Below are 25,860 nucleotides of genomic sequence, written 5' to 3' on the forward strand. Positions count from 1 at the left end.
GGAGCGGAATATGAAAAAATTAATTCTAGTTAGTGCACTTTCGGTATGTTCTTTCGGCGCTTTCGCTGAAGTTGCAGTGATAGTAAACCCTAGTAATGCAAATGCACTAGATACAGACACTATAAAGAAGATTTACTTAGGAAAAACTAAGTCTTTTGATAACGGTAATAAGGTTAATCCAGCAACTCAAAACGGTACAGCTATTGCTGATGAATTCAATTCAAAGGTGGTTGGTAAATCGAGTAGTCAATTAAACGCTTACTGGTCAAAACTTGTTTTTACCGGTAAAGGCACACCGCCTGAAAAGTTGGATACAGACCAAGCTGTTATAGACTTTGTAGCCGCTAATGCAGACTCTATCGGTTATATTGATAGCAGCAAAGCCACAGATAAGGTTAAAGTGATAGCTACTTTTTAAATGCTACTAATATTTTATAAAAAAACCACCAATTAGGTGGTTTTTTTATAATTACGCTTTGCTTATTCTATTTTAAATTTTGCAGTAGCATCTAGCAGGTTATCTGAAAGATAATGAAGGTTTTTAGCTACATCCCTAACGGCGGTCAGCGAGTCCATTGTATCTTCAAATGATACATGCATATTTGTAACATTTTCTACAACCATAGCAGCAACTGACGTTTGTTCTTCGGTGGCAGCAGCAATTTGTGAATTCATTCCATTGATTTCTAACATTTGCTCTGCAATTTTCTCTATAGAAATACCTGTTTTCTCAGCTGCAGTTGCATTATCGGTAGCCATATCTCTTGCAGTTGTCATTGCAGTAACTGATTCGTTAGCCGCTTCAGTTAAAGTAGTCAACAGCTCTCGGATCTCATTTGTTGAATGAGCAGTACGCGATGCAAGCTCTCTAACTTCATCAGCAACAACAGCAAAGCCTCGGCCATGCTCACCAGCACGAGCGGCCTCAATAGCAGCATTAAGTGCAAGTAAATTTGTTTGCTCGGCTATTGATGTAATAACATTTAATATTTGCGACACATTTTTTGTATCGTCTGCTAATTTATTAATAGTTGTAGCAGCGTGATTAATCTCATCACTCAACGTGCGAGAAGCGGTTACTGATGTTTGCACTTGAGTTCGACTCTGCTCCACTTCTTTCTCTGCCGTTTGCGCGGCATGAGAAGCGCTTGCCGCTGATTGAGAAATATCTCCAACACTCTGCTTCATCTCTTCCATCGATTGCTTCACAATCTCAGCGTCGCTGGTTTGCTTGGTCGTTGCGCGCTCCGCTTGTTCCATCCCCTGCACTAAACGAGTAGAATTTTCCATTAATGGTTCGCAAACGGCTATTATTTCTAATACCGTTTTTTTCAATATACCGATAAAAGAGTTAAAGTTTATAGATACTTGGCCTATTTCATCTTCAGAGTTAACTGTCAACTTAGTGCTTAGAGAGCCTTTACCGCTTGCTAACAGGCTTAAATTATTTGCCGCATCACTCGCTGAAGAAGCAATTCGTTTGGCTATCCAAATAGCCATAAAGAGCAGTAACATAAGCGATACAATAGAAACAACTAACATTAATGTAAGCGCGTAATCAGAGCGGTCCTTTGTGCTTGCAACAAGTTCAAAAAAGCGATCATCTGCTTTTACTTGTGCTGCCTTAAACTTTTCAAGGACATCATTGTAAAGCGCTGTTTTTCTCTGTGCTTGTTGTTGAATTTTACTAAAATCGGCTGTCCCATTTACCATACCATTTGCAATGGTCGCCGATATTTTTTCATAATTTGCGAGTTGCTCTTTAGTGTCACTATGAATATAAGACGCATTTATTTTTTCTATCGCGATAATATTTAATTCAAGTTGGTTATATGTATCGGACGCTTTTTCCACTAAATCCTGCTCACCAAATGTTACCGCTTGAGTATAAAGTTCGTCTAGCTTCTCTAAAATGCCAACGTTAGCTGATGTCAACTTAACAACTTGGTAGGATGATTTTTCCATTTCATCAAGTGCAATTCTATTATCATTCATAGCAAAATAGTTGATCAAAACAATCACTAAAAATGCAACGACAGCAATACTCGTAATCGCATGTATTTTTTTACTTATGCTGAGATTTTGAAAAGAGAAGCCTGAAGCCATTGTGAATACCTTATTTTATTGTCTAGATCTATTATCGGCTTATTACTCATAAGTGTTAACTAAATTTGTAATATTTCTAGTTTTTTTTACAAATAATTCAAAAATTTAAATAACTAATTGCTCCATAAAAAAAACAGCAGTTCAAATAACACTCAACACAAATTACAGGCATAAAAAAACCAGTAACATTACTGTTACTGGTTTCTATAATTTGGTGCGGATGGGGGGACTTGAACCCCCACGCCCGAAAGCACTACCCCCTCAAGGTAGCGTGTCTACCAATTCCACCACATCCGCATTTTAAGCTTTCGCTTTAGTGTTAAACTTAATGACTTATTTGAGGTTTATAAATCGTTTAACGTTAGTTTTAAACTAAAATTAGTTAGGCACGTCAGAGCTTTGCTCTTTAGTAGCTGAAACTGGCACATCTTCTTCAGCAGGTAATACAGTTTCTGCTGCAGGTGCTGCCTCAAGATTTTCCCACTCGTCAGTCTTTTTAATTTGACCAGCAGTAAGATTACCTAAAACAATGCTTAATACAAAAAAGACTGTTGCTAAGCTGGTTGTTGTTTTAGTCATGAAGTTACCTGCACCTGATGAGCCAAAAACAGTGCCAGAAGCACCAGCACCAAATGATGAGCCCATGTCAGCGCCTTTACCCTGTTGGATTAAAACCATACCAACTAAAGCTAAAGCTACAACTAAATAAACTACTAATAAAATTTCGTACATCTTATACGGTCCTTTTTGCACTGTTACAGATTGCAGTAAATGAATCTGCTTTAAGACTAGCTCCGCCAATTAGGCCGCCATCTATATCTGTTTGCGCAAATAATAATTCGCTATTTTTTTCGTTAACGCTACCACCATATAAGATGGTAAGCCCTTGTGCTAAATCGCTATCTAGTGATGCAATTTTATCGCGGATAAATTTATGAACAGCTTGTGCCTGCTCCGGCGATGCAGTCTTACCTGTGCCTATGGCCCAAACGGGCTCGTATGCTATCACAGAATCTTTCAGTGCTGCTACACCTAATTTTTCAATTACTGCATCAATTTGTGCAGCAACTACTTGTTCGGTTTGACCGTTTTCTTGCTCGCTTTCACTTTCACCAATACACAAGATAGGTGTTAAATCTACCTGTTGTGCTCTAGCAAATTTATCAGCTACGGCTGCATTACTCTCGTTATAAATACTACGGCGCTCTGAATGACCTACAAGTACATATTGTGCACCTAAGTCTTTAACAAGCTGAGCATCTACCTCACCAGTAAAAGCACCTGGCGTATTTTCTGAAACAGTTTGTGTCCCAGTTACAACTCCACTTGCAATCATTGCTGATATTAGAGGGAAAGGAGGAAATAAAACAATGTCCATCTCTTGTGATTGTACATTGTTAATAGCATCAGACATTTGTTTAACTAGCTCTAAAGAGCCGTTCATTTTCCAGTTGCCCGCGACCATCGCCTTGCGTGTTGCCATTTTTCCACTCCATATTAGAAAGCGGGCGAGATATTAACTTTTCTCGCCCAAAGTTACAAGAGGTTATTGTTATCAATCAGTTTGTTTGCTCATAGATTCGACAACCGCTGCAATTCTTTTAGCGCTGTCTAATACTATTTTTTCTTGTTCAGCTTCAACCATAACACGAACTACTGGCTCGGTACCTGATTTACGAAGTAAAACACGCCCTTTATCACCTAAAGTTTTTTCAACTTCTGCCACCGTATCGAGTACTTCACTTGCTTTTGTAGGATCGGTACCGGGTGTATAACGTACATTGATCATTTTCATTGGGTACTTGGTAAAACCGGCACCTAAATCTTGTAATGTTCGATTTTGCGCAACCATAGCGGCAAGTACTTGAAGGCTTGAAATAATACCATCGCCGGTACTAATTAAGTCTAAATTTAAAACATGGCCTGAGCTCTCCCCGCCAATTTTCCAGCCTTTTTGTTGGAGCACTTCCATAACATAACGGTCGCCCACTTTGCTGCGCGCAAAGTCTATACCTTTAGCTTTTAAGGCATTTTCAAGGCCCATATTAGACATAACGGTACCAACTACTCCACCGCCCAGCATATGATCATCTGCGGCTTGGCACGCTATAATATAAACTAAGTCATCACCGTCAAATACACGGCCATTATGATCGACCATCATTACACGATCGCCATCACCATCATAGGCAATGCCCACATCGGCTTTGTGCTCTAGTACTTTACGTTTTAATGTATCTACATGCGTTGCACCACATTCGTGATTAATATTAACCCCATTAGGTTCACAAGCATGAGTAATAACCTCAGCACCAAGCTCTCGCATTACTGAAGGTGCAATATGATAGGTTGCGCCATTTGCGCAATCTAAAACAATTTTAAGCCCCTCTAGTGAAAGACCTTGAGGAAACTGGCTTTTACAAAATTCAATATAACGCCCATCAGCGCTAACTAAGCGTGATGCTTTACCAAGCTTGTCAGATGCAACACAGGTCATCTGCTCGTCAAGCATCGCTTCTATTTCAAGCTCAACAGCATCATCAAGTTTTAAGCCTTGACCATTAAAAAACTTAATACCATTATCGTAATAAGGGTTATGCGAAGCACTAATAACAATGCCCGCCTCAGCTCTAAATGTTTGTGCTAAATATGCAACTGCGGGAGTTGGCATTGGGCCGAGCAATACTACATCAATACCTGCAGCAATAAGGCCTGCTTCTAGTGCGGTTTCAAGCATATAGCCAGAAATACGGGTATCCTTACCTATAATTACTTTCTTTGTGCCGCTTTGTGATAATACTCGCCCTGCAGCCCAACCTAATTTCATTGCAAATTCAGGGTTTATGGGAGCTGTACCTACTAAACCACGTACGCCGTCAGTGCCAAAATATTTTCTTTCTTTCATTGTGTAATTCCTTTATCGCATGCTTGATATACACCAAGTACATCTGCGGTTTCTTTTACATCGTGTACACGAATAATTTTTGCGCCATTTTGCGCTGCTATTAATGCACCGGCTAAGCTACCTGCAAGGCGCTCACTAGTGTCTCTATTTAATAAATTACCTATCATCGACTTACGCGATAAACCAGCAAGTAAGGGTAAGCCAAATTGATTAAAGTCATTAAACTGAGCCAATATTTGATAATTATGGCTCAATGTTTTTCCAAATCCGAATCCAGGGTCAAGAATAAGCTGCTCTCGCTTAATCCCAGCTGTTTCACATGCGTTAATACGCTGAGTAAAAAAAGTGTTTATCTCTGAAAATAAATCATCGTAATGAGGGGCTGATTGCATACTACGAGGCTGGCCTTGCATGTGCATCAGACAAATAGCCACATCGCTGTGTTTTGCTACAACCTCTAATGCGCCCTCGTCTTGAAGTGCTCTTACATCATTTATAATGTCGGCCCCGGCTAGTAAAGCTTGCTCCATTACCATTGCCTTACTTGTGTCTATAGAAATAATACAGTCACTGTGCTCACGAATGCCCTTAATTGCGGGAATGACGCGCGCAAGCTCATCTTCAAGAGATACATCAGGGGCACCAGGACGGGTAGATTCACCGCCTATATCAATTATTTGCGCGCCATCATTTAACAACTGCATAGCTTGATTGAGTGCTGTAATGGGGTCTATAAACTGCCCACCATCAGAAAAAGAATCTGGTGTAACATTTAATATTCCCATAATAACTGGAGTTTCTAGGCTGAGCTTACGGCCTCTTGGAAGCTTTAATTCGTTAGTCATTGCCAACCTTTTATTCTTATTTCTAAATAGTTGATACAAAAAAGCCCCGAAGTACGGGGCTTTCATAACTATTTTAACGATTATTCAGCTTTGTCATCAAGGTTTGTTTCATCTTTTTTTGATGAATCATCTGGTTTTTGAGTTTCTTCAATAACCGGCTCTTGAGGTGCTTGGGCTTTTTCAGGCTTAGCTTCATGACGGTCATGTGCATCGCGAGGTTCACGAACTGGCTGACGTGCCATTAAATCATCAATTTGTTTAGCATCGATTGTTTCATATTTCATCAGTGCATCTTTCATTGAGTGAAGAATATCGATGTTTTCTTTTAATATATCTTCTGCTCGTTGATAGTTACGATCTGAGAACAAGCGTACCTCAGCATCAATTACTTTAGCCGTATCATCCGACATGCTCGATGCACGACTTCCGCCGCCACCCATGTACATCTCATTCTGATCTTCAGCGTAAAGTAACGGTCCAAGTTTTTCACTTAACCCCCAATGTGTAACCATTTTACGTGCAATATCAGTTGCGCGCTCAATATCGTTACTTGCACCGGTTGTTACTTTGTCAGCACCATAAATAAGTGCTTCAGCAATACGGCCACCATAAAGGCTTGAAATCATAGACTCTAAAAGCTCTTTAGAATGGCTAACACGATCTTGCTCTGGCAAGTACATTGTTACACCTAGCGCGCGACCACGTGGAATGATAGATACTTTATAAACAGGGTCATGCTCTGGTACCATACGGCCAACAATTGCATGGCCTGCTTCGTGGTAAGCCGTCATTTCTTTTTCTTGCTCGCTCATCACCATGGTCTTACGCTCTGCGCCCATCATGATTTTATCTTTAGCAGCGTCAAACTCAGCCATATTAACAACACGTTTATTACCACGTGCAGCATAAAGAGCAGCTTCATTTACTAAGTTTGCTAAATCAGCACCTGAAAAACCAGGTGTACCACGAGCAATAACAGCCGCTTCTACGTTGTCGCCTAATGGCACTTTACGCATGTGAACTTTAAGTATTTGTTCACGGCCGCGAATATCTGGTAAACCTACTTCTACTTGGCGGTCAAAACGACCCGGGCGAAGTAATGCAGGATCAAGTACGTCTGGGCGGTTAGTCGCAGCAATAACAATTATGCCTTCATTACCACCAAAACCATCCATCTCTACTAGCATTTGGTTTAATGTTTGCTCGCGTTCATCATTACCGCCGCCCATACCTGCGCCACGTTTGCGACCAACGGCATCAATTTCATCTATAAAGATAATGCAAGGGGCTGCTTTTTTAGCTTGTTCAAACATGTCACGAACACGTGATGCACCAACACCTACAAACATTTCTACAAAGTCAGAACCTGAAATTGTGAAAAATGGTACTTTTGCTTCACCTGCCACCGCTTTCGCTAGCAACGTTTTACCTGTACCAGGAGGACCAACCATCAGTACACCCTTAGGTATACTGCCGCCTAGCTTTTGGAATTTAGATGGGTCGCGTAAAAAGTCTACTAATTCGGTAACGTCTTCTTTTGCTTCATCACAACCGGCAACATCAGCAAAGGTTGTTTTAATTTGATCTTCGCTCATTAAGCGCGCTTTGCTCTTACCGAACGACATCGCACCTTTACCGCCACCGCCTTGCATTTGACGCATGAAGAATATCCATACACCAATGAGCAGTATCATCGGGAACCAAGAAATAAATATACTTGCTAAAAATGATTGTTCTTCAGGTTGAACACCTTTCACATTTACATCATTTTTAAGCAAATCATTAATTAAGTCTTCATCGTACATTGGCATTGTTGTTTGAAAACGTTCGCCACTGCTTTTAGTGCCCGTAATATTTCCTGTACCACGGTCAATAATAACTTCTTGTAAAGAGCCACTACGTACATCTTTTACAAATTGAGTGTAACTTGTTTGACGATCAACTTGATCGCCGCCATTAAAGCTCTGAAAGACTGACATCAGCACAACTGCAATTACCAGCCATAGTATTAAATTTTTCGCCATATCGCTCAAGGGGTTAACCTCTTGTATCCAATTAATTTAAATTCAACTAAACGCCAAGCAACTGTACTACAGTTTGTATCCAGTCGCTACTATATATACTTCCCGAGAACGGGCACGTGAGGCATCAGGTTTGCGTATTTTCACTGCTTTAAAACTATTACGTACATCCTGCAAGTATTGATCAAAGCCTTCTCCTTGGAAAACTTTAACAATAAATGCGCCATTTTTCTTTAAAACTTGGTTACACATATCTAGTGCAAGTTCCACTAAGTACATGCTACCGGCTTGATCTACAGAGTTATTGCCACTCATATTAGGTGCCATGTCAGAGAGTACCACATCAACATTTTTACCATCAATGCGTTTTAACAATGCATTTAATACAGCCTCTTCACGAAAGTCGCCTTGTAAAAAGTCAACACCCGCAAGTGAGTCCATAGGTAATATGTCACACGCTACAACCTGTCCTTTGTCACCTACTTTCTCAGCCAAATATTGTGACCAACTCCCAGGAGCAGCCCCTAAGTCAACCACTGTCATACCAGGGCGAAGTAACTTATCTCTATTCTGTACTTCATCTAATTTAAAAACCGCTCTAGAACGCCAGCCTTTTTTTTGCGCTTCTTGAACATATTTATCATCAAAATGTTCTTTCAGCCAACGCTGTGAACTGGCTGACTGTTTTTTATTTGTCATAAATTAACACGCAACTAATTAGTAATATTCTTTAGATGGCGTTAGAATACCCTTAATTCAAGCCATATTCAGCAAAATTTGTATAAACATGACATTATCAAACAAACAAAAGCAGTTTTTAAAAGGTCAGGCACATAGCCTCAAGCCTGTAGTTTTACTAGGTTCTAACGGTTTAACCGAAGGCGTAGTAGTTGAAATTCAAAGTGCATTAGAAATTCACGAATTAATCAAAGTGAAAGTACCCACTGACGATCGCGAAACTAAAGCCCTAATTTTTGATGCTATTATTCGTGAAACTGGCGCGACTAAACTACAAACGATTGGTCACACTATTGTGCTTTATCGCCAAAGTGTTGAGAAAAAGATCCAATTACCGCGTAACTAATCAATCCTATTTAAAGGATTTAGTACGTTTAATTAAAAAAACCAGCTTAATGCTGGTTTTTTTATTATTTAACTAATACTATTTAAAAGATCATTTTGTGCTCTACGACAGAATATCCCGTCTTATTTTTATTAGCATTTGTACTTAATAAAAAATAACGTGAAAATTCACTCTCATTCATCGGTGTTACTTTTTTATCCGAAAGCAGCGTCGCTAATTGCGGTGTTGTATTACTGTGCCCCATAACAACCACTACCCCGTTAAGTTTAAGCAGTTCTTTTTTAAAAGCAGGTAACTCTCCTGCATCGTAAGTACTAATTTTCTCATTAAAATACTCACTCAATGGAGCTGCGCTTTGAAGAGTCCGTTTGTATTTACTACTGTATATTTGAATCTTTTTATATTTTTTGAATAAAGTGACCAAGTGACTAGCGCGTAATTTTCCGGTATCAGAAAGCTCTGGGTTTTTGCCTGCTAACTTTTCACTGTGACGAAATAAATATATTTCATCAGGTACTGCAAACACTAAGGAGCTATTAAATAAGGTAACTAAAGAAATTACACCCGTAAGTAAAATAATTTTATATTTCATATTTTTTCACCTCGTTTATATTCAAGCACTCGGTCAATAAACTCAGTAGTTAGCTCGTTAATCACCCCTGTTTCAGCATTAACTATTAAGCTAAAACCAATATTTAAATGAGGGAATACAACTACATCACTTCTGTAGCCCTGTACCCAACCACTATGATAATAAAGCGTTTCTTTTGCGTAATCGTAAACCCGCCAGCCCAACCCATAATACGCATTATTTACGTGTTTTTTCCATACTCGGCGATATCTTTCTTTTTTTGTATAAGTATAAGGGCGAGTTTGTTTTGCAAGAGCGTCTAAAGATAATACATCTGGGTATGAGCCTAGCTGTGCTTTTAACCAAATAGCCATGTCGCTAGCGCTGGCGTTTACACCTGCTGCGGGACCAACCTTATAATAGTTTTTTTTAAGCTTGGCGCTATACCAACGCTTTGTCCCTCTGATGTGCGGTAATGCAAAGTTTTTATCTTCAACCATAGCTTCAAAACCTAAGCTTGCATCACTCATTTTTAAAGGGTCGAAAATAGCTTCTCTTAACCACTGTGCATAATTTTTATGAGTGCTTTGTAATATCACATCATCAATGAGACTAAACATGACATTTTGATAGCCGTAGCACTCTCCTGGTTTACAAATAGGCTTTACCGTAAGCAGTTTTTGTACGATATCGGGGTAATCCATTCGAGATTCAATTAAGTTATCGTAAGCATTTGGCACTAACCCACTAGAATGACTAAGTAAATGGAACACCTTTAAATCGTCTTTATAAACGGTATTTTTAAAATCGCTTAAATAGTCACTTACTGGTTTGTCTAATTCAAGCAGCCCCTCATTTGCAAGCTTAGCCGATAAGGAACCTGCAAATGTTTTAGACACTGACGCAAGTCTAAATCGAGTGTGTTTATTAACCTTTTGGCCATTACGTATTTTTGTAACGCCCATAGTATGAATATAATCCGCATTATTTATATTAACGATAGAAAGAGCGGCACCAGGTATGCCTTTGTTCTTTAATTTTTTTTGTGCGTAGCGACCATACTTTTTTACAAATGCATCCCAATTAGGATCTGCTTTTGCTGAAAAACTCACAGCACTAAACAGTAAACACAAAGCAGATAGGCAATATAATAAAGGGTTGAGGTACTTCATTTTTTACAATTTTTATCTTTTTAACTACATCTGCGTAGATAATATCATGAAGTTTTGTTTCGACTAACGTACAATACGACGAATATTTGGCTTTTAGTGAGTGTTTTGTACTTATGCGTTTTTTAGTTGTATCACTTTTTATTTTATTATCAACTGGTTGTGCTCTTACTCAGCAGCCGGCCGAACCTTTGGCTATGCCAGTAAAGCCAACATTAAAAAGTCAAACCTATCAACTTGAGTACACCACCGAGCATGCTTCGCCAAAAGTTAAGTCTGTTCAGCTACCTGCGCACAAGGTGCTAAGAAACCAAACAGTTAAAATTATTACCGACAAAGCAAGTGTAACCGATAAGCTTTTATCACAAATTAGCCAAGCACTTAACGACAAACAATTAAAAGTTACAACTAAAAATAATAGCGACTACACACTTACTATCCAACAGTTAGACTTAACATTCACTGACGATACTAAATACGCTATAAAGCAACCTGAAAACCCATTTCCTATTTATACAAAAGTTGCTCAGCAATACCCAACTCAGCAGTGCGCTGCAATATTTGCCCAAGTTAGCATGCGACTAACACACAAAGCGTCGGGTGATGTTGTATGGTTTGCTAAATCATCAATAGACAGTGCAAGTTTTCATCGTGAGCCATTAGTTTATAGTTTTAGTGAAGAGCAAAAGATTACTAATGAGCTTGAAATTGCTTCGTTTATCCATCAGCAAAATACTGATGAAGCACGTATAGCAAGGCTTGGAAAAGATATACAGATACCCCAGTACAAAACTCTTTCTAAGTTATCGAGTCTTACTAAATTAAGCGGCCCGTGTAATAGAACAGAAGTAAGCGCATTAACACCTATGATGCAGTTTTACCTAAGCAGTATATTAATCGATAAAATTAAAGTGCAGTAGATTTTAGCCAGCTTACACTTACTACATTTTTTTACAGATTAAAGAAACGCCTTAACAATATACTACGCTTAATAACAAATAATAATTAGGCCCCTAGGGATGAGAAACGCTTTGCTTAATCATACTTTTTTGAGCATCACATTGCTTTTTTGCTGCATATTTAGCACATCGAGTATGGCAAGTAATCGCTATTATGCCGATAACACGCTAGAACCAACTCAAGGTTTTGCGTGGGACTGGAGTGCAGGCGCTGGCTTTTATATTGAAGACTCTTACCTTGTTGGGATTGAGTCTTACGATAAAGGCGTCGAACTTGACCTCAGCCTTGCTATTTCTTACGACAGATTTTACCTCGATTTTGATCATAACCAGCTAAGCGGCGGCCTTGTTATAGGCTACAGCCTTATCGATAAATTTGATTGGGGCCTAGATATTTTAGGCACCAATACTCAAGCCGGGTTTGATGAAAAAGGCCTTGGCTTTTATAACAATGGCGTTATAAAAGAGCTGCAAGGGATAAAAAAGCGTAATTACGATTTTGACGTAGGTCTTAGGTTAACCCGCAGATTCGAAAACTCACAATTCTCTTTTGAATACCTTCATGATGTATCGGGTGCCCACAATGGCTGGGTAATAAACAGCTTTTTTAGCCAAATATTACCATGGCGAAATTGGGAATTTAGATCCGGGGTGGGTATTAGCGCCTACTCCGCTGACTTTACTAATTACTATTTTGGTATAGATAACGATGAAGCCACCAGCCTTCGCCCTGTATATAGCAGTAATGCCAGCACCAGTATTATGTTTGAGTTTCATGCAGAATACCCCTTGAGCCGCGACTGGGTATTTTTAGCGGGTTGGCTCACTACATGGTTTTCAAAAGAAATCGACGACAGCCCTATTATTTCCCAAGGATATCAACATAAAGCCAAGGTAGGCCTACGTTATGTATTTTAGATGGATCTGTGTATTACTGATCTTCCCAAGCCCTTGGCTTTTAAAAGCACAAGAGCCACCAGAAGCACTTATAGCATTGCCCGATACCTGCGTTGCGTTGCGCGAAGGGCGTAATTGCTATGCTGATGTTACACTCACGTGGGAGCAACCTGTAATTGGTAATTACTGTCTGCGTGATGCAACATCAAAGTACATAATGCAATGTTGGCTCAAACAGCAAAGCGGCACTTTTAATTATGCTTTTGACTCACAGCAAAGCATTTCATTTGAACTATTTGATAGCAATACAGCTAAAGTCATCAGCACAGCAGAAGTAAAGCTACAATGGGTTTATCAAAACAGACAAAAAAAACGTCGCTGGCGACTATTTTAATACCACTTGTTCTAAGGATATTTTATGGATAACTACGGCACCATTTTACTTGTTGAAGACGATGTATCGCTTGCCCAGTGGGTAGCTGAGTATTTAACAGAGCAAGGCTACACTACTCATGTTTGTCATCGGGGTGACGAAGTTGTTAGCCAAGTAAAAACATTGAACCCTAATATAGTGCTGCTTGATATTATGCTTCCAGGACAAGATGGCATTAGTGTTTGCAGAGAGCTTCGCAGTTTTTATAGCGCACCTATTATAATGCTCACCGCCCGCGATGAAGAAATGGATGAAGTCATAGGCCTCGAAGTCGGTGCGAGCGATTACATAATGAAACCTGTTCGCCCGCGTGCCTTATTAGCACGAATCAAAGCCGCGCTGCGCCAAAACAATGAACCTAATACGCCACAGGTTAACGAAAGCCTTATTCAAGTCGGTGCGCTTAGTATTAATACCGAATCAAGAAATGTAACCCTTAATGAGCAAGATATAAACATATCAAGCGCCGAGTATTTATTACTACATTACCTAGCAAGTAATGCAGGCCAAGTTGTATCACGCGATGCTGTATTTAAAGCAACTAAAGGCAGAGAGTACGACGGACTTGATAGAAGTGTTGATGTGCTTATATCTGCACTTCGTAAAAAATTTAATGATGACTCACAAAACCCAGAAAAAATAAAAACTATTTGGGGCCGTGGCTATTTACTTGTTTCTACTGCGTGGTAATAAAGTGATAAATAAATGAAAAAGTTTTATATATCACTCCTAGGCAGTGCACTGTTATCTATTGTGGTTTTAGGCTGGCTTATTGATGCATTTAGCCAGCGCGCACATACGCCACAAGATGAGTTTAGCCAACAAAGTAGAATGATTACTGGTTTTAGTAAGCAGCTCGCCAACATTCCTACACCAGAGCGCAGCAGCTATGTAAAACAACTTGCCCAAGAGTTTGATATTTTAATTGATTACAAACCTAACGAGTCGTTAGCCTTACCGCCATCACTATTATTACAAATGCACACCCCAGATGGTCTGATTTTAGAAGATCAGCAAGGCTTTTATATGCTTTACAGCAGTGAAATACTAAACCCTTTTCATTTATCTATGCGCTTAGATAAACACTCTGATGGCGAGCAACGTAATGACATAATGCTAACACTGCTATTTTATGCAGGCTTGTGTGTATTTATGGGCTTTATTATTGCCCCTTTAGCAAAACGTTTAACTGTATTAAACGAGGCTGCCAAAAAATTTGCATCCGGTAACGTTCAAGCCCGTATAAAAGTGTCGCACTTTACTTATATAAAAGATGTTGAGCTCACCTTTAATCGCATGGCGAGTCAGATAGAAAAGCTCGTCGCCGAAAATAAATTAATGGCCTCAAGCTTATCTCACGATATACGCACTCCTATAGCCTGCCTTCGATTTGGATTAGATGCCGCGCTTGATAGCCATGATGAGCATAAAATAAAGCAATATTTAGCACGAATGGAAAACGATTTGGATCATATGGAGTCTATGCTGAGCAGTTATTTAGCGTTTGCAACACTTGAGCAAAATGCTAATAAACTGACCTACTCTTCAACAAATATTAAACCATACCTTGAAGATATTTTAGTACAGCTTGCGCCAAAGCTTGAATCGCAAATGCTAAGTGTGCAGCTTAACAGTAGCGACGATTTAATAAGTGCCGATCTTCATTGGCTTGCACGTGCCATTACAAACTTATTAACGAATGCCTGCGATTTTGCGACTCAATATATTTACTTAAGCGCAAAATTACACGAGCAACAGCTTATAATTACCGTAGAAGATGATGGCCCGGGAATCGCCCGTGAAAACTTTAATAATGTATTTAGCCCATTTTTTAGAGAAGAAGATCACCGTAATAGAGCCGATAAAAGTTATGGTCTTGGTTTGGCCATAGTTGCCAAAGTAGCTGATTGGCATCACGGTAATGTTAAAGTCACTAAAAGTAATCAACTAGGTGGGGCTTGTTTTACCCTCACTATTGCTCAGCATTACAATCCGTAAAGCAATAGTTACAGAATAAAGTTAACAATTATTAAACAAAATCAACTCGTTATTTTAAACGACTCGATAACAATAAATAAAATTGATGGTTAATACATACACTCGACTTATTAAATTGTGCTAAATCAGCAAATAAGCACTTTTTATTTATTTACATTTCCAGTAGATTGTCAGCGCCGTCACACAATAGAGAAGTACAATAATATGAGCGCAGTTAGAGGCGAGTTTAGCTCTCGCTTTGGTTTTATTATGGCCGCCGCCGGTTCTGCCGTTGGTTTGGGCAACATATGGGGATTCCCCACACAAACAGCAAGTAATGGCGGTGCTGCATTCTTAGTCGCTTATTTAGTGCTTGCTTTCTTTTTGGCCTACCCTGCCTTAATGGCAGAGCTGATGATCGGCCGTCACGGTCAAGCTAATGCAGTGTCATCACTTAAAAAAATATCGAGTAAACCTTGGCAAAAGCGTTTTGCTTTTACTGTTGGTTTTGGTGGTATTTTATGTGCAGGCTTTATTTTAAGTTTTTACGCTATTGTTGCAGGCTGGATGCTCAGTGCTACCGCTGAACCCATAGCCACTTTAGTCGGCGCCGACACAGCATCGACATGGCTAAGCGAGCAATCACTTACTAGAAACATTATATTTACTCTAGTATTTATTGCTTTAACTGTCGCTATTATCAGTCGAGGCGTAGAAAACGGCATCGAAAAATGGTCTAAACGATTAATGCCCGCCCTGTTAGGTATTTTATTTGCACTTATCGCCTATGTAATGACACAAGATGGTGCTATGGAAGGTTTAAAAGCATATTTAGTTCCAGACTTTTCATCTATTTTTGACGCACAGCTATTAGTAAGTGCACTAGGCCAAGCTTTCTTCTCATTATCGCTAGGCACTAGTGTAATGATTATTTATGGCTCATATATTAGCAAAAAAGAAAATCTGGTTTCTTTAGGTGCTTATGTAACGCTTATTGATGTATTTATCGCTTTTGTTGCAGGCTTACTGATCATTCCAGCCATGTACGTGGCACAAGCACAAGGTGTTGAAATATTTTCAGCATCAACAGGTAAATTACTCTCTGAAGATACATTAGTGTTTCAAGTACTCCCCGCTTTATTTGACGGTATGGGCGGCGTAGGTTTATTTGTAGGCTTTGCATTTTTTGCGTTAATGAGTATTGCCGCATTAACCTCATCTATTTCAATGCTAGAAGCACCTGTGTCATACACTGTTGAGCGCTTTGCGATGAAACGCGTTCAAGCAACTTGGTTAATTGGAGCACTCATTGCAATTGTTAGTATTACTATTGTTTGCAACCTTGGTAGCTTATTTGGTTTAGTGATCACCTTAACGACTAAAGTAGCACAGCCATTGCTTGGCCTAATGTGCTGTATTTTTGTTGGTTGGATTTGGTATAGAGGCTCACTACTTAAAGCAATACAAGAAGGTAACCCTGAGGTCCATAACTCTTTATTTTGGAAAGTATGGCCTTGGTACACTAAGTTTGTGTGCCCGCTGGCCATTGGCATGGTGTTTTTACACTCTTTGCTAAGCTAAGCTTAAAATATAAAAGCTCACATTTGTGAGCTTTTATATGTGTACTGATTTATAACACTTTTAGAATCATATCTTGATGGGCAATACCGTCTTCTAAGTATTCATTACCATAATCTTCAAAACCAAAAGAGCGATAAAACTCAAGTAAGTAAGTTTGAGCGCCAATATAAATATCACGCTCAGGCCAGTGCCTCTTACAACAATTTATAGCCTCGTTAACAAGCAGCGTAGCTTGCCCTTTTCCACGTGCACTTTCACTGACAAGTACTCGCCCTATTGCACTGTAGTGTTTATTTTTTTCGTAGCAACGCGCATAGCTCTGTAACTGATCATTATAAAGTGTATATAAGTGCATAGTATTCGCAGCAATATCTACATCATCTAGCTCGGGATAAGGACATTGTTGCTCCACTACAAATACATCAATACGCCCACGAATTATTGTAAAAAGAGTACGAGAGTCAAGAGAGTCGAACGGTTCGCATTTAAACGTCATATAAAATCCTGTAACAAAAAACCCAGCCTTGGCTGGGTTTTACTAAACTACGCTCTACTATCAAGTAAATAAGCGCTCTAGTTGGTCGCACAACTGCGACAAATTAACATGGTCATGCTCTATAGTTAAATCTACATAACCATCGCTTCTAAAGGCTCTATCAAGCTCTATCAGTACGTGAGTTTTATGTGCCTCGGGAACAAACGACAGCTCAATTTCTTGAAGCCCAAATAAGCTGCGGCTATTTGGTTTGTATTCAAGTTCTTGATAACAGCCTGACAGAGACTGAAAAGTAGATGCACGTAAATGACCCTTTTCAACATCCGCTTTCATCAAGCTGAATCCTAGTTTATCCATTGCCTGCATGCATGTTTTAACGGCTTCATTAGGATAAATGTGTAAATGGTCTTTATCTGAAGGATCAAGTGCTAAATCAATATCTAAACCTGTTTCAATCCATACATGAGATTGGTTGTAACCCGCGTTAATTTCAGTAATTGGTGTTTCAGGGTGAAGACGAGCTTCAAAAGGAATGCTTTTTACTTCACCAGGTTCAATAGACCCTATGTCAGTAATGCGCCACTGATCGATTACATGATTAGTAAAATAATCGCCATCATCACCGGCCACTTTTACACGGGTCATTAATAATAAATCTAAACCTGCAATCTCTTGGCTTACATCACCCGCTGTAATAACTATTTGCGCGTTAAAAAGCTGACCTGGTTGTAAGTGCTCAGTTTCTAAAATAGTGTCTACTTTCGCAGCACCAATACCCACTGACGCTAAAATCTTTTTAAACATATATTTCTCCTTAAGCTGAGCGACTGTATTTTTTGCTCATGCTTAAACTCCTTCGTTAAAGCATCTTAACCATATTTAAAAGCCAATGTCAGTGAAAAAATGTTATTTACATGCTATTTACGATTAAATACGTGTTTAATGTGCATTTTTTATACGTAACTGAGCAAGTAATTGATTAAACGCGCTCATTTTTAGCACTATTTTTATTTTCAATGGTATAAATTTTTCGTTACACTGCAATGCCAAATGAAGTGATATTAAGAATTATGGAACTAATCTATTTTGCCGCCGCATTTGTATGTGGCTTTGCCGTTTATCAGTTAAAACTTCCTCCACTAATTGGCTTTTTACTGGCTGGTTTTGCTTTAAATTTATCAGGCTACAAAAGTACTGAACTACTGGACACAATTGCGGCACTTGGCGTAACACTTCTTCTTTTTAGTATTGGCTTAAAACTTAAAGTACACAGCTTAGTAAAACCCCAGGTATGGGCGCCTGCGACCTTACATATAATTTTTAGTAGCGCATTATTTAGTGGCTTTATGCTATTGCTTGGTGTGTTTGCAGTACCTATGTTTGTTGACTTAAGCTGGCAAAGTGCTTTATTAGTTGGCTTTGCTCTTAGCTTTTCAAGCACTGTTTTTGCAGTAAAAGTGCTTGAAGAGCGCGGAGAAATGGCAAGCTTACACGGTAAAATAGCCATTGGTATTTTAGTAATGCAAGATATTTTCGCGGTTATATTTTTAGCAATAAGCACAGGGAAAGTACCAAATTTATGGGCTATTGCTTTAATAATTGCCTTGCCTTTACTTAGACCCGTAATGTACGGCGTATTAAACCGCTCAAAGCATGGTGAGCTACTACCTTTATTTGGGTTCTTTTTCGCACTCGTTGCTGGCTATCATGCTTTTGAATTTGCAGGCCTAAAAGGCGATTTAGGTGCACTAATAATTGGGATGATGTTTGCCCCGCACAAAAAAGCAGGCGAGTTATCAAAGTCCTTACTCAACTTAAAAGATATATTATTGGTTGGTTTTTTCTTAAGTATTGGCTTAAATGCAGAGCTTACGGGTAATTCTTTAATCGTTGCAATAATACTTATTTTGGTACTACCAATTAAAGCAGGCCTTTATTATGTGTTTACTAATTTATTTAAACTGCGTGCACGCACCTCTTTACTAACTACATTTAGTTTATCTAACTACAGCGAATTTGGCTTAATTGTATGTGCTGTGGCAGCAACTACCGGCATGATCACCTCTGAGTGGCTGGCAGTGATGGCAATTGCAGTGTCTATTACGTTTGTTATCGCTTCGCCTTTGAATAAACGCTCAAACGAGTTGTACGTAAAAATAGAGCATTGGCTATTGAAGTTTGAAAGTAAAACACGTTTGGCCGAAGAGCTACCGGTTAACCTAAATAACACTAAAATAGTTATTTTTGGCATGGGCCGTATAGGTACCGGTGCGTATGAAACAATAAATGCTACGCACCCAAATGTTGTTGCAGGTATTGATATAAAGCCAGAAGTGGTAGATAAACACGTTAAAAGAGGAAGAAATGTACTCATTGCCGATGCAACAGACCCTGATTTTTGGCAACGAGTGAATCACTCACACGTTGAAATGGTTATGCTTGCAATGCCCAAGCATATGCAAAATATTTTTGCATTAGAGCAACTTCAGGCTTCTGGCTACAAAGGCCAAGTTACCGCCATTGCAAACTATCCCGACCAGCAAAAAGAACTCGAAGAAATGGGTGTGCATTCTACTTATAACTTTTACCTAGAGGCTGGTAGTGGTTTTGCTGAACACGTTAAACAAGAGCTATTTAACGAATAAATCGTATTTGATAACGCTAACTAATAACAAAGAACGTAATTCTTTGTTATTAGTTTTAAAATAAAAACCCATTCTATTTACATTCCTTTACAAGCCTACTCACCACTGCAATAAAAAACAGGTAGACTAGCCGTGTTGGTTAAATAAGAACCCATGTTAAAAATAATAACGTAATTAGACTCCAGCTAATTAACGTTTTACAAGGGTTATATTTACCAACATAAATTCTTAAGTCAGAGGGCCTACTCCCTCGCTCAATAGGCTGTTTCTTGCCCGTCACAGCCTATTTTATCTCTCTAAAATCCCTTACACTTAACTACGCATAAATATTTAAGTTATCTATATGGATCCAAAACAACTCAAAATAGCAATCAACACAATAATGCCTTTTGGAAAATATGCAGGTCGTCCTTTATTGTTACTACCCGAGCCCTATTTGGTTTGGTTTAAGCAACAAGGATTCCCCGACACAAAACTCGGCAGCCAATTAGCGATGATGTATGAAGTAAAATTAAATGGGCTTGAGCAAATGCTTATGCCATTGCTTGAAAAAAAATAAATTAATTGAGAACTTTTTTGAAGGTAGCCGGTCTATTTAATTGCTACTTGTTGATTTTGGTTTTTAACCACAAAAATGCGCCTCTCGGCGCTTTTTTTATGTCTTGAATTTAAGCGGTAAACACACAATAAATTTAGCACCACCTAAGGCTGAGCTTTCTACTTTACACTCACCTTGGTGCCAATGAATAATTTTAGCAACTATAGCAAGCCCTAAGCCAAAACCACCAGTATCCTTTGCTCTGCTTTTATCTAATCGGGTAAAAGGTTTGAATACGCTTTCTCGCTCAGTGGGAGTAATCCCTTCTCCATCGTCTTCAACGATAAGTAAAATATGATTTTTTTCAGTTAAAAGAGAAATCTTAACCTGTGAATACGTATACTTTAAGGCATTTCCTATTAAGTTTTGTAAAGCTCTCGACATGAAGTGGCTATCGCAGTCGTAATAAAATTTATCAGGAAAGTCCGTAGAAAGATTTATCTGCGTTTCAAAGTTTAGCTTTTCAACAACCGTTTTTATCAAACCCACTAAATCACAATTTACTGGCTTAATGCTTGGTTGCTGTGAGTCTAAGCGTGCGTACTCAAGCATCTCAGAAACTAAAGATTCAAGCTCGCTAATATCGGTTTGCATATTTGCCAGGTACTTCTCACCCTTTTCATTAAGTAGCTGCTCTTGCAGCATAACAATGGCAAACTTTAAACGCGCCAATGGCGTTCTAAATTCATGCGATACAGAAGAAGTAAGCTCTTGTTGCGCACTAAGTAAAAACTCAATACGCTGCTGCATTACTTTTAATGTATCGGTAATTGGCAAAAAAAATGATTTTGATGTGTCATTTAAGTCAAAGTCTTGTAAGCCTTCAACAGCTTCACAGGCTTTACTTAGTTTTGTAAAATCGCGCCACAATAAAAAGCTCCAAAGCCCTACCGGTATTCCAACAATAACGAGTAATAATAAATAAGGCCAAACAGATGATGCTTCTGGTGTTAAAACACCTACAGGCCCAACCTGCAGTAATGCATTATTGCCAAGCTCTACATACCATACAATGCGCTGCTGCTTATCGTACAAGTATAAGTAATGATCTTGTTTAAGTTGTGTTTGTTGCTTTTGAGGAAGTATTAAGTCACGTCTGGCAATAACTTTACTTTCAAAGTTATGCTTGAGCTGTTGAAGACCGTTGGGGGTTTGTGAGAGCAACCAGAGCGATTGCCCAAACTCGTCATCTAATAGAACTTGCTGCTGCGACTCTTCATAGGGCCACAGCTGCTCAATAACACCACTTACAACAAATAATGAAACAATGATATATAAGTATAAGCTGGTAAACAGTTTTCCCATTAAAGCCGATTAACCTTAAATAGTGCTAGAGATCCCACGCATCAGAAACAAATAAATAGCCTTGTCCCCATACAGTTTTTATACGATAAGGTTTATCGCTATTATCGCCTAATTTTTTTCGAATTCGTGATACGCGCACATCAACCGTTCTATCAAGACCATCGTATTGACGCCCTATCATATGCTGATGAACATGTTCTCGGCTCAATACTTCGCCTGCATTTGAGGCAAGTAGCCATAATAGCTCAAACTCATGTGATGTTAATACTATTTCAGAATCACTTAGCTTTACAATTCGGCTTGTTTTATCAATCATTAAATCGCCAAACTGAAGTTCTTCACTTGGTTTTACAATCGGTTGCCCACGACGAAGTAATGCATTAACACGAGCCAAAAGTACACGCGGCTCTGCTGGTTTTATTACATAATCGTCTGCGCCGAGCTCTAAACCAAGTACTTGGTCAAAGTCTTCACCTTTAGCAGTCAGCATTAAAATGGGTAGAGTAAACTTATCTCTTACTTGGCGACAAACGCTAAAGCCATCTTTACCTGGCAGCATTACGTCTAATATCATTAAATCGGGAGTGTTATTTTCTAAGTAGTCAAACACTTCGTCACCACGATCTAATACATCGACTTCTAGGCCATTATGTTCAAGGTAATCTTTTGTTAGCTGCTGTAAACCGAGATCATCTTCAACAAGTAAAATTTTTGGCATTTGTTGCTCCTAAATTAAAAAAAGCTCCACGGAGAGCGAAGCCTACGCCTATTTTTTTTAGCATGGGCGCTTTGTACTTCAATTTGTGTTGTTGCTATTAACACACCCGTATGAGGATTGATTAAGGAGTATATGGTCTCCACCTGAACACGCGCTTTATAATTATATTGCCCAGAACGTTGCTGCTGCCAGCACTGCAGCTGCTCATCTTGTTGATACAGACACACATCACTAGAGGCATGTAATTGCCAGTTGAACTGTAAATCAAGATCGCAAAATTCTTGTTGCTCAGAAACAACACAGACTTTGGGAGAAACGCTAAGGTTAACGGTTTGTGCCATACTAAAACCACTAAATAAAGTAGTAATAAACACAACTAATATTGAATACTTCATATTAAAAAGTACGGTCAAATCCTATAAAAGCAGTCATTGAATAAGTGCGTTCAAAAAGCGGACTGCCATCCATAGCCGAATAGTCATAATATGCTATATGAAAACGAAGAGAGTCAGCCTTACTCAGTGGCCAACGGGCGTCGATTTTAGCATAAGGTTGCCAACTACTACCAACGTCTATTTTACCAAATTGAGTTTCACCGTCTTTAAGTCCATAAAAGTAGTTATTTAGTTCCGAAGATTTGTAATTTATTCCAAGGGTAGGTTTTATTTTAAGCTGCCCAAACAGTGTATGGTACTGCCATTGCAGTGCACCACGGACACCGGAGTACACATCGGTTACATCATGTAGCGCTTGAACAGAAAATACATGTTCTTCATTTACATAATGATATGCCAGTCCAGCATCAAGAGCTAGCTGGCGTTTATGTAGGGTATTTATATTTACGGAGCGCGCTTCACTTTCATCTTCTATAACCTGCTGAGTATTAAACGCACTACTTTGTAATGTAAAAATATTTTTTGGGTGCCAGTCAATAAAAAAGCGAGACTCAGTATTTAATTCAGTCACTAAGTTAAGATGATGTTTTGGAGTTTGTAAAAATGAGTAACCAAGCCGACCGTTATCAAAAAACCATTGCTTTGCATAAAAAGCGACTTGAGGAATTACCACCAGCGGGATGTTATCTCCGCCGTGTAATGGGTTTGTTATTGCACCAACTCCCGCACTTAAACTTAAATGCCACTGGTTAATTGATATGCTTTGCTCTGTAAATTCATCAGCGTGATTACTATCTTGTGTAGCACGCACTGAAAAACAGCTAAACAGCAAGCTAAAGCATAAAGCTGTGATTAATGAAAAGGAGTTCCGCATTAGCGTAAATCAAAGTATAAAAATAAGTGAGTCACCCATACTAGCAAGGTCTTTTTAAAGTAGCTCTAGCTGGTTACAATTATTCACAATTTGTATACAACAATGTTAACTTTTATGTTTAAAAAAGTGAGGATTAAATATCGGGTGCTATCTCAATACGGTTTCGCCCGTGAGTTTTAGCTATATATAACGCTCTATCTGCCCGCTCTACTAACACAGCGCTATTTGTAAACGGGCGTAAAATAGCTAATCCAAAACTAGCCGAAATAGCACGTTTAGTTGTTACATCATGCTTTTTACGGATAGCTAGTTTTGCAATATCAATACGAATACGATCTGCAAACGCTATAATATCGTTAATTGTGTCAAAGTAAGCTGTAATACAAAACTCTTCCCCGCCATACCTATACACTTTGGCAGTATCTATTGTGTTTTCTGTTACTTTTTTAGCTACCAACTTCAATACTTCGTCGCCCTTTTGATGGCCAAAGTCATCGTTAAAGCGTTTAAAGTGATCAATATCAAACATAATAAGTACAGCAAGCGAGCTTTCTTGTTCTTGCTCTGAATATTGACGACAAAAATCTATAATGTCGGTATCAAACTTACCTCTATTATAAAAGCCCGTAAGCGTATCTGTATCTGCAGCTTCTTTTGAAATATTTAACGCTTCTTTTAAATCCTTAATTTCATTGTATGCAACAGCTAACTTAGTTTGAAACTCTCGCGCATAATCTTGCATGGCGATCGATTCATCAGTTAAACGCTCAACACAGCCTAAAATTTCATTATATGAGCTTACATCTGCAAGCATGTTTAATTCATTTTGAGAGTCTACGAGGCTTGTAGTGAAACTTTTAGAATGATCAAGTGTTATGCTTATATCTTGCTGAACTTGTTCCATAGTTGTATGGAATTTTTCTGTCATTTCTTGAAAAAAAGCCAAATCGTCTTGCGTTAGATGCTTATCAAAAATCTCCTTGGCTTTATCTTGAGAACAGGTTTGTTGCTGCTCAATAATTTGATCTAACTCAGCATTAAGAGAAGGGTTATTCCCTTGAATATAACAGTACCAAATTGCGTAGTTAATGGGGGTGACCGGCATACGGTACTTTACCATTAATGGGATTGCCTTTTTGAGGCACTGGGCAGAATGAGCAAGTGATACTGCTTGGTTCATAGATAAACTCTCATGCGGCATTGTTTTTTTATTAGTTTTCAATGTTAAGTAATAGTAAACCGTTAAGCAACCACTATCCATACTATTTACTGAACTACTTTTTTTCAGGGCATATTAAATAGCTTTTGCGTCCAAAGTTTGGGCTATATTCCATAATGCACTGATAGCAGGGTCGTTTAGTTCTTTTTTTAATACCGCTAAACCTATATCAAACCCCTCAGGCACTTGCATTTTAGGTGTCAAAATCTGTACTTTATCTTGCAGCGGGCTGTTATCTAGCACTATTTTAGGAACCATAGCAACACCTAAGCCTAGGCTTACCATTGAAACCATAGCTTCGTGTCCTGCAACTTGTGCATATATTTTTCCGTGAATATTATTTTTACGCCACCACAGCTCTAACCTTTGTCTTGCAAAGCCTTGCTCTGGCACTATAAATTCAAGATCTGACCAATCCGTTATTTCATTATTTTGTATCAATTTTTCACTAAGCGGGCATTGAATTTTTGGGCCTATTAATACAAGTGGAGAGTAACCAATATCTACAAATGCAATTTGCGCAGGTAACTTGCTTGGTTTAGCTGCAATAGCCATTAACTCATGTCCATCAAGCACCCTATTAATAGCTAACGCTGGGTCGCCCGTGTTTAAAGTTATTTCTATATATTGATGTTGCGCTCGCAGCTGCTCCAATATTTGGTGTAAAAAACTATAAGAGGCAGTCACTGAACAAAATATACTTACCTTGCCATAAATGTGTTGGGTAGGATCTTTTACGTTAGCTTTAAAACGTTGCCAGTTTGCAAGCGTTGCTGTTGCGTAATCAATAAACGACTCCCCTTCACGTGTTAACTTTACGCTTCTGTTATCTCGTAAAAATAATGCAACCCCCACTTCTTCTTCTAACTGCTTTATATTGCGACTTAGTGTGGGTGCACTTATATGACAAAGTTCGCTTGCACGAGCAAAGTGCAAAGTTTTAGCTAGGGCTAAAAAATAGTTTAGGTGTTTATGGTCCATATCACGCTCTACGTTTCATATTATGAAATACTTTAATTCAAATATATCATTTTACGCAAGTAACGTTTTTGCATAAGGTGT

Annotated in this window: 27 protein-coding genes and 1 tRNA gene; 10 read left to right on the plus strand and 18 right to left on the minus strand. The window is 38.8% G+C overall.

The genetic code is table 11. The annotated features are described in order from the left end of the window. Positions 1 to 10 precede the first annotated feature (10 nt). Positions 11 to 418: a hypothetical protein gene (locus ATS74_RS08240; RefSeq protein ID WP_058548431.1), complete on the plus strand. Its 408-nt coding sequence runs from the start codon at positions 11 to 13 to the stop codon at positions 416 to 418. Between the two features lie 62 nt (positions 419 to 480). Here ATS74_RS08240 and ATS74_RS08245 read toward each other — a convergent pair whose 3' ends face one another. From ATS74_RS08245 to rlmE, 8 genes are all read right to left on the minus strand, one after another. Continuing rightward, positions 481 to 2,106 (minus strand): methyl-accepting chemotaxis protein, encoded by a 1,626-nt coding sequence (locus tag ATS74_RS08245; RefSeq protein ID WP_058548432.1) that lies wholly within the window; start codon positions 2,104 to 2,106, stop codon positions 481 to 483. A gap of 212 nt (positions 2,107 to 2,318) precedes the next feature. Then, positions 2,319 to 2,403 (minus strand) — tRNA-Leu (locus tag ATS74_RS08250). An 81-nt stretch (positions 2,404 to 2,484) separates the two neighbouring features. Continuing rightward, positions 2,485 to 2,838 (minus strand): preprotein translocase subunit SecG, encoded by a 354-nt coding sequence (gene secG, locus ATS74_RS08255; RefSeq protein WP_058548433.1) that lies wholly within the window; start codon positions 2,836 to 2,838, stop codon positions 2,485 to 2,487. Position 2,839: 1 nt separating this feature from the next. Beyond that, on the minus strand, positions 2,840 to 3,589 hold the full coding sequence (gene tpiA, locus ATS74_RS08260; RefSeq protein WP_058548434.1) for a triose-phosphate isomerase: 750 nt from the start codon (positions 3,587 to 3,589) through the stop codon (positions 2,840 to 2,842). Between the two features lie 72 nt (positions 3,590 to 3,661). Continuing rightward, entirely contained in the window at positions 3,662 to 5,011 is a 1,350-nt protein-coding gene (glmM, locus tag ATS74_RS08265) for a phosphoglucosamine mutase (RefSeq protein ID WP_058548435.1), read from the minus strand. Then, complete coding sequence (gene folP / locus ATS74_RS08270; protein WP_058548436.1) at positions 5,008 to 5,856, minus strand: dihydropteroate synthase; 849 nt, start codon at positions 5,854 to 5,856, stop codon at positions 5,008 to 5,010. The genes glmM and folP overlap by 4 nt, the downstream gene beginning before the upstream one ends. An 80-nt stretch (positions 5,857 to 5,936) precedes the next feature. Next, complete coding sequence (gene ftsH, locus ATS74_RS08275) at positions 5,937 to 7,880, minus strand: ATP-dependent zinc metalloprotease FtsH (protein WP_058548721.1); 1,944 nt, start codon at positions 7,878 to 7,880, stop codon at positions 5,937 to 5,939. Between the two features lie 66 nt (positions 7,881 to 7,946). Then, positions 7,947 to 8,576, minus strand: coding sequence for a 23S rRNA (uridine(2552)-2'-O)-methyltransferase RlmE (gene rlmE / locus ATS74_RS08280; RefSeq protein WP_058548437.1), 630 nt, complete (start codon positions 8,574 to 8,576; stop codon positions 7,947 to 7,949). Positions 8,577 to 8,664: 88 nt separating this feature from the next. Here rlmE and yhbY point away from each other — a divergent pair, with 88 nt between their 5' ends. Continuing rightward, positions 8,665 to 8,961 (plus strand): ribosome assembly RNA-binding protein YhbY, encoded by a 297-nt coding sequence (gene yhbY, locus ATS74_RS08285; RefSeq protein WP_058548438.1) that lies wholly within the window; start codon positions 8,665 to 8,667, stop codon positions 8,959 to 8,961. An 82-nt stretch (positions 8,962 to 9,043) separates the two neighbouring features. Here yhbY and ATS74_RS08290 read toward each other — a convergent pair whose 3' ends face one another. Then, complete coding sequence (locus tag ATS74_RS08290; RefSeq protein WP_058548439.1) at positions 9,044 to 9,553, minus strand: histidine phosphatase family protein; 510 nt, start codon at positions 9,551 to 9,553, stop codon at positions 9,044 to 9,046. After that, positions 9,550 to 10,704 carry a serine hydrolase domain-containing protein gene (locus tag ATS74_RS08295; protein ID WP_058548440.1) on the minus strand — a complete coding sequence of 385 codons (1,155 nt, stop codon included), beginning with the start codon at positions 10,702 to 10,704 and terminating at the stop codon, positions 9,550 to 9,552. The genes ATS74_RS08290 and ATS74_RS08295 overlap by 4 nt, the downstream gene beginning before the upstream one ends. 113 nt (positions 10,705 to 10,817) lie before the next feature. Here ATS74_RS08295 and ATS74_RS08300 point away from each other — a divergent pair, with 113 nt between their 5' ends. From ATS74_RS08300 to ATS74_RS08325, 6 genes are all read left to right on the plus strand, one after another. Next, positions 10,818 to 11,621 carry a hypothetical protein gene (locus ATS74_RS08300; protein WP_058548441.1) on the plus strand — a complete coding sequence of 268 codons (804 nt, stop codon included), beginning with the start codon at positions 10,818 to 10,820 and terminating at the stop codon, positions 11,619 to 11,621. A 174-nt stretch (positions 11,622 to 11,795) separates the two neighbouring features. Then, positions 11,796 to 12,578 carry a MipA/OmpV family protein gene (locus ATS74_RS08305; RefSeq protein WP_227006947.1) on the plus strand — a complete coding sequence of 261 codons (783 nt, stop codon included), beginning with the start codon at positions 11,796 to 11,798 and terminating at the stop codon, positions 12,576 to 12,578. Then, on the plus strand, positions 12,568 to 12,951 hold the full coding sequence (locus tag ATS74_RS08310) for a DUF3019 domain-containing protein (protein WP_058548443.1): 384 nt from the start codon (positions 12,568 to 12,570) through the stop codon (positions 12,949 to 12,951). The genes ATS74_RS08305 and ATS74_RS08310 overlap by 11 nt, the downstream gene beginning before the upstream one ends. Positions 12,952 to 12,975: 24 nt before the next feature. Further along, positions 12,976 to 13,680, plus strand: a complete 705-nt coding sequence (locus ATS74_RS08315) for a response regulator transcription factor (protein WP_058548444.1) — start codon at positions 12,976 to 12,978, stop codon at positions 13,678 to 13,680. A 15-nt stretch (positions 13,681 to 13,695) separates the two neighbouring features. Continuing rightward, entirely contained in the window at positions 13,696 to 14,988 is a 1,293-nt protein-coding gene (locus tag ATS74_RS08320) for a sensor histidine kinase (protein WP_058548445.1), read from the plus strand. Positions 14,989 to 15,192: 204 nt separating this feature from the next. Then, positions 15,193 to 16,548 (plus strand): sodium-dependent transporter, encoded by a 1,356-nt coding sequence (locus tag ATS74_RS08325; RefSeq protein ID WP_058548446.1) that lies wholly within the window; start codon positions 15,193 to 15,195, stop codon positions 16,546 to 16,548. 49 nt (positions 16,549 to 16,597) lie between these two features. On the opposite strand, the gene ATS74_RS08330 is transcribed toward ATS74_RS08325, so the two are convergent. Continuing rightward, a complete protein-coding gene (locus ATS74_RS08330) occupies positions 16,598 to 17,044 on the minus strand; it encodes a GNAT family N-acetyltransferase (protein WP_058548447.1) in 447 nt (148 codons plus the stop codon). Between the two features lie 60 nt (positions 17,045 to 17,104). Next, positions 17,105 to 17,848 carry a sporulation protein gene (locus ATS74_RS08335; RefSeq protein ID WP_058548448.1) on the minus strand — a complete coding sequence of 248 codons (744 nt, stop codon included), beginning with the start codon at positions 17,846 to 17,848 and terminating at the stop codon, positions 17,105 to 17,107. A gap of 266 nt (positions 17,849 to 18,114) precedes the next feature. Between ATS74_RS08335 and ATS74_RS08340 the strand changes: the two genes are divergently transcribed. Beyond that, positions 18,115 to 19,689 (plus strand): cation:proton antiporter family protein, encoded by a 1,575-nt coding sequence (locus ATS74_RS08340; RefSeq protein ID WP_058548722.1) that lies wholly within the window; start codon positions 18,115 to 18,117, stop codon positions 19,687 to 19,689. A gap of 343 nt (positions 19,690 to 20,032) precedes the next feature. Beyond that, complete coding sequence (locus ATS74_RS08345; RefSeq protein ID WP_058548449.1) at positions 20,033 to 20,248, plus strand: DUF3820 family protein; 216 nt, start codon at positions 20,033 to 20,035, stop codon at positions 20,246 to 20,248. Positions 20,249 to 20,344: 96 nt separating this feature from the next. Here the strand turns inward: ATS74_RS08345 and ATS74_RS08350 are convergent, their stop codons facing one another. From ATS74_RS08350 to ilvY, 6 genes are all read right to left on the minus strand, one after another. Beyond that, on the minus strand, positions 20,345 to 21,592 hold the full coding sequence (locus tag ATS74_RS08350) for an ATP-binding protein (RefSeq protein WP_058548450.1): 1,248 nt from the start codon (positions 21,590 to 21,592) through the stop codon (positions 20,345 to 20,347). Between the two features lie 25 nt (positions 21,593 to 21,617). Then, positions 21,618 to 22,310, minus strand: a complete 693-nt coding sequence (locus tag ATS74_RS08355) for a response regulator (protein ID WP_058548451.1) — start codon at positions 22,308 to 22,310, stop codon at positions 21,618 to 21,620. Between the two features lie 14 nt (positions 22,311 to 22,324). Beyond that, the gene (locus ATS74_RS08360) at positions 22,325 to 22,705 is read right to left on the minus strand and encodes a DUF3019 domain-containing protein (protein ID WP_173827052.1); all 381 of its coding nucleotides are present in this window, start codon (positions 22,703 to 22,705) and stop codon (positions 22,325 to 22,327) included. A 1-nt stretch (position 22,706) separates the two neighbouring features. Continuing rightward, complete coding sequence (locus tag ATS74_RS08365) at positions 22,707 to 23,516, minus strand: MipA/OmpV family protein (RefSeq protein WP_058548452.1); 810 nt, start codon at positions 23,514 to 23,516, stop codon at positions 22,707 to 22,709. A gap of 196 nt (positions 23,517 to 23,712) precedes the next feature. Further along, complete coding sequence (locus ATS74_RS08370; protein ID WP_173827054.1) at positions 23,713 to 24,759, minus strand: GGDEF domain-containing protein; 1,047 nt, start codon at positions 24,757 to 24,759, stop codon at positions 23,713 to 23,715. A gap of 114 nt (positions 24,760 to 24,873) precedes the next feature. Beyond that, entirely contained in the window at positions 24,874 to 25,779 is a 906-nt protein-coding gene (gene ilvY, locus ATS74_RS08375) for an HTH-type transcriptional activator IlvY (protein ID WP_058548453.1), read from the minus strand. Positions 25,780 to 25,860 lie beyond the last annotated feature (81 nt).

This window comes from Pseudoalteromonas sp. H103 (assembly GCF_001469205.1).
GTDB lineage: Bacteria > Pseudomonadota > Gammaproteobacteria > Enterobacterales > Alteromonadaceae > Pseudoalteromonas > Pseudoalteromonas carrageenovora.

Bases quoted from the DNA above. Each gene is read 5' to 3' on its own strand.
- ATS74_RS08355 (WP_058548451.1), bottom strand. From the start codon at position 22,310: ATGCCAAAAATTTTACTTGTTGAAGATGATCTCGGTTTACAGCAGCTA.
- ATS74_RS08290 (WP_058548439.1), bottom strand. From the start codon at position 9,553: ATGAAATATAAAATTATTTTACTTACGGGTGTAATTTCTTTAGTTACC.
- ATS74_RS08325 (WP_058548446.1), top strand. From the start codon at position 15,193: ATGAGCGCAGTTAGAGGCGAGTTTAGCTCTCGCTTTGGTTTTATTATG.
- ATS74_RS08315 (WP_058548444.1), top strand. From the start codon at position 12,976: ATGGATAACTACGGCACCATTTTACTTGTTGAAGACGATGTATCGCTT.
- ATS74_RS08350 (WP_058548450.1), bottom strand. From the start codon at position 21,592: ATGGGAAAACTGTTTACCAGCTTATACTTATATATCATTGTTTCATTA.
- ATS74_RS08305 (WP_227006947.1), top strand. From the start codon at position 11,796: ATGGCAAGTAATCGCTATTATGCCGATAACACGCTAGAACCAACTCAA.
- ATS74_RS08360 (WP_173827052.1), bottom strand. From the start codon at position 22,705: ATGAAGTATTCAATATTAGTTGTGTTTATTACTACTTTATTTAGTGGT.
- ATS74_RS08245 (WP_058548432.1), bottom strand. From the start codon at position 2,106: ATGGCTTCAGGCTTCTCTTTTCAAAATCTCAGCATAAGTAAAAAAATA.
- glmM (WP_058548435.1), bottom strand. From the start codon at position 5,011: ATGAAAGAAAGAAAATATTTTGGCACTGACGGCGTACGTGGTTTAGTA.
- ATS74_RS08335 (WP_058548448.1), bottom strand. From the start codon at position 17,848: ATGTTTAAAAAGATTTTAGCGTCAGTGGGTATTGGTGCTGCGAAAGTA.
- ATS74_RS08300 (WP_058548441.1), top strand. From the start codon at position 10,818: ATGCGTTTTTTAGTTGTATCACTTTTTATTTTATTATCAACTGGTTGT.
- ATS74_RS08295 (WP_058548440.1), bottom strand. From the start codon at position 10,704: ATGAAGTACCTCAACCCTTTATTATATTGCCTATCTGCTTTGTGTTTA.
- ATS74_RS08330 (WP_058548447.1), bottom strand. From the start codon at position 17,044: ATGACGTTTAAATGCGAACCGTTCGACTCTCTTGACTCTCGTACTCTT.
- ATS74_RS08340 (WP_058548722.1), top strand. From the start codon at position 18,115: ATGGAACTAATCTATTTTGCCGCCGCATTTGTATGTGGCTTTGCCGTT.
- ATS74_RS08345 (WP_058548449.1), top strand. From the start codon at position 20,033: ATGGATCCAAAACAACTCAAAATAGCAATCAACACAATAATGCCTTTT.
- ATS74_RS08240 (WP_058548431.1), top strand. From the start codon at position 11: ATGAAAAAATTAATTCTAGTTAGTGCACTTTCGGTATGTTCTTTCGGC.
- ATS74_RS08370 (WP_173827054.1), bottom strand. From the start codon at position 24,759: ATGAACCAAGCAGTATCACTTGCTCATTCTGCCCAGTGCCTCAAAAAG.
- secG (WP_058548433.1), bottom strand. From the start codon at position 2,838: ATGTACGAAATTTTATTAGTAGTTTATTTAGTTGTAGCTTTAGCTTTA.
- yhbY (WP_058548438.1), top strand. From the start codon at position 8,665: ATGACATTATCAAACAAACAAAAGCAGTTTTTAAAAGGTCAGGCACAT.
- tpiA (WP_058548434.1), bottom strand. From the start codon at position 3,589: ATGGCAACACGCAAGGCGATGGTCGCGGGCAACTGGAAAATGAACGGC.
- rlmE (WP_058548437.1), bottom strand. From the start codon at position 8,576: ATGACAAATAAAAAACAGTCAGCCAGTTCACAGCGTTGGCTGAAAGAA.
- ilvY (WP_058548453.1), bottom strand. From the start codon at position 25,779: ATGGACCATAAACACCTAAACTATTTTTTAGCCCTAGCTAAAACTTTG.
- folP (WP_058548436.1), bottom strand. From the start codon at position 5,856: ATGACTAACGAATTAAAGCTTCCAAGAGGCCGTAAGCTCAGCCTAGAA.
- ftsH (WP_058548721.1), bottom strand. From the start codon at position 7,880: ATGGCGAAAAATTTAATACTATGGCTGGTAATTGCAGTTGTGCTGATG.
- ATS74_RS08310 (WP_058548443.1), top strand. From the start codon at position 12,568: ATGTATTTTAGATGGATCTGTGTATTACTGATCTTCCCAAGCCCTTGG.
- ATS74_RS08320 (WP_058548445.1), top strand. From the start codon at position 13,696: ATGAAAAAGTTTTATATATCACTCCTAGGCAGTGCACTGTTATCTATT.